A 2,516-nucleotide genomic window follows, 5' to 3' on the forward strand; every position below is an offset into this window, starting at 1 on the left:
GTCGAGGCCGGCCTCGCGCAGCATCGAGAAGAAGCGCTGCGGATGCGCGAGCCCGGCGGCGGCGAGCAGGCGGCGGCCGCGCAGGTCGGTGGCAGCGGCGGACGTGCCCTCCAGCCAGGCCTGCAACGGCGTGAAGCGGCGCAGGCCGCGCTGCACGACATGACCCGGCAGCGCCGTCGACGCGATCGGCGCGTTGTACAGCAGCACGCTGCGCGCGGGCAGCGCAGGAGGCATCGGCTCGCGCAATGGCCCGGCCGGCAGCAGCCAGCCGTTGCCGGCCCCGCGCTCGTCGAACACGATGACCTGCGCATCGCGCGCGAGCTGCCGGTGCTGCAGGCCGTCATCGCAGACGATCACGTCGACCGCGGGATGGGCTGCCAGCAGCGCGCGGCCGGCCTGCACGCGGCGGCGGCCGACGGCGACCGGCGCGCCGCTGCGGCGCTGCATCAGCAGCGGTTCGTCGCCGCAGGCGCTGGCCGGCGTGTCGGGCGTCACCAGCACGACCGTGTCACCGGCGCTGCCGCCGTAGCCGCGCGACACGATGCCCGGCGTCCAGCCGTGCTGCCGCAGCAGCTCGACCACCGCCAGGCAGGTGGGTGTCTTGCCGGCGCCGCCGGCGATCAGGTTGCCGACGACGATCACCGGCACCGGCAGGCGCTCGATGCGCAGCCAGCCGGCCCGGAACGCGAAGCCGCGCAGCGCGACGATGGCCGCGTACAGCCCGGCCAGCGGGCGAAGGGCCCACGCGAGCGCGCCACGCGCCAGCCAGGCGCGCTGCAATCGAAGGGAGAGCGACACGGGACCGGCGCGCAGCCGCTCAGCGGCCGTCGCCGCCCTGCGAGCTCTGGGCCGCGAAGGTCAGCCGCGCGAGCCCCGCGCGGCGTGCGGCGTCCATCACCGTGATGACGGACTGGTGCGACGACGCCGCATCGGCCGAGACGATGATGATCGCGTCCTTCGCGCCGGCGGACGCCGACAGCAGCTCGGCCGTCAGCATCTCGACGCTGCGGCCGTCGAGCGTCTTGCGGTTGACCGCATAGCGGCCTTCCGCCGAGATCGCGACGATCACTTCCTTGTTGTTCTCGCGCGGCTTGTCGGCATCGGCCACGGGCAGGCTGATCTGCAGCTCGGTGAACTTCGAGTAGGTGGTCGACAGCATCAGGAAGATCAGGACGACCAGCAGCACGTCGATGAACGGGATCAGGTTGATCTCGGGTTCTTCGGGGTGGTGCTTGCGGAACTTCATCGCCATGGCCCGTCAGCCTGCCTTGCGCACCGCGGTGAAGCGCATCAGGTGCGGCACCATGCGCTCGGCGGCTTGCTCCATCTCGAGCGTGTACGCATCGATCAGGCCCCGGAAATAGCGGTAGGCGATCAGCGACGGGATCGCGATCATCAGGCCGAACGCGGTGTTGTACAGCGCGACCGAGATGCCGTGCGCCAGCAGTGCCGGGTTGCTGCCGCCGGTGGGCGCCTGCGAGCCGAAGATCTCGATCATGCCGATCACCGTGCCCATCAGGCCCAGCAGCGGCGCGGCCGACGCGATGGTGCCCAGCGTGTTCAGGAAGCGCTCCATCTTGTGCACCGCGCTGCGGCCGGCGGATTCGAACGCGCCGTGCAGGTTGTCGTGCGAGATCCGCGGGTCGGCGATGATCGCGCGCAGGCCGGTGGCGAGCACCTGGCCGAGCAGCGAGTTGTCGGCGAGCTTGTTGACGACGTCGGCGGCCGGCAGGTGGGCGCGGGTGACCGAGATCACTTCATCGAGCAGCCGGGGCGGCGCGATGCGCGCGACCCGCAGGCTGGACAGGCGCTCGATGATCAGCGCGAGCGCAATGATGGAACACAGGAGCAAGGGCCAGATCGGCCAGCCAGCGGCTTGTATGATCGAAAACAATCCGGTCCTCTCAGCAATGATGGGGTGCGGCGATGCGCAGGAGTTGCGACCGACGGCGCGACCGACGGCCGGACCCTGCGGTCCCGTGCGGTCTCTTTTTGGACGCGCGATTATGACCCCAAGGCAGGCCCGCCACGCACAACGGCAAGGCAACCGCATGTTTGCCGGCCGCGGTCCGACACGGTGAGTTGATGTAGTGCCGGCCGACTACATCCCGAGTCCACCGCAACTGTGGATAACTTTGTGGGCAACCGTGGGTCGAACGCGCCAAAGCCGCGCCAAATCAGGCTCTGCCACAGATTGCTCAATCTTTAAGCATGAAAAAAACGTTGAAAATCAATGACTTGGGCGATTGTGAATGCGGCATGACAGCCGAATCGTGCCGCCAGCCCTTGATTGGCGGGCTTGTGGAGTTCTCGACCCGCATGAACGCTGGGTTTGCACATGTTTGAGCGCTCGGCGGGGCGGGGCGAGCGCCAGGTCTGGAGCGTCGCGGGGCTGGTCAACGCGGTGTCGGACGCGCTGGCCGCGCGCTTCAGCGCCTGTGTCGTGCAGGGCGAGCTGTCGGGCTTCTCGCGCGCGGCCAGCGGGCATTGCTACTTCAGCCTGAAGGATGCGGACG

The 2,516-nt window shown here is 69.3% G+C and carries 4 protein-coding genes; 1 reads left to right on the forward strand and 3 read right to left on the reverse strand.

Features of this window, described 5'->3' with window-relative positions:
- The 3 genes from lpxK to AC1D12_RS30820 form a co-directional block, all read right to left on the reverse strand.
- Positions 1-798: tetraacyldisaccharide 4'-kinase (lpxK, locus tag AC1D12_RS30810; RefSeq protein WP_477845016.1), on the reverse strand; the 798-nt coding region annotated here is incomplete at its 3' end.
- 19 nt (positions 799-817) lie between these two features.
- Positions 818-1,246, reverse strand: a complete 429-nt coding sequence (locus AC1D12_RS30815) for an ExbD/TolR family protein (RefSeq protein ID WP_047508951.1) — start codon at positions 1,244-1,246, stop codon at positions 818-820.
- A gap of 12 nt (positions 1,247-1,258) precedes the next feature.
- On the reverse strand, positions 1,259-1,894 hold the full coding sequence (locus AC1D12_RS30820) for a MotA/TolQ/ExbB proton channel family protein (protein ID WP_047508839.1): 636 nt from the start codon (positions 1,892-1,894) through the stop codon (positions 1,259-1,261).
- Positions 1,895-2,338: 444 nt separating this feature from the next.
- Between AC1D12_RS30820 and AC1D12_RS30825 the strand changes: the two genes are divergently transcribed.
- Positions 2,339-2,516: exodeoxyribonuclease VII large subunit (locus AC1D12_RS30825; protein WP_477845017.1), on the forward strand; the 178-nt coding region annotated here is incomplete at its 3' end.

It is taken from the genome of Rhizobacter sp. P1_G5 (assembly GCF_056405435.1).

What these genes read in the sequence shown, in the direction of transcription:
- AC1D12_RS30815 (WP_047508951.1), bottom strand. Translation starts at nt 1,246, where the DNA reads ATGAAGTTCCGCAAGCACCACCCCGAAGAACCCGAGATCAACCTGATC.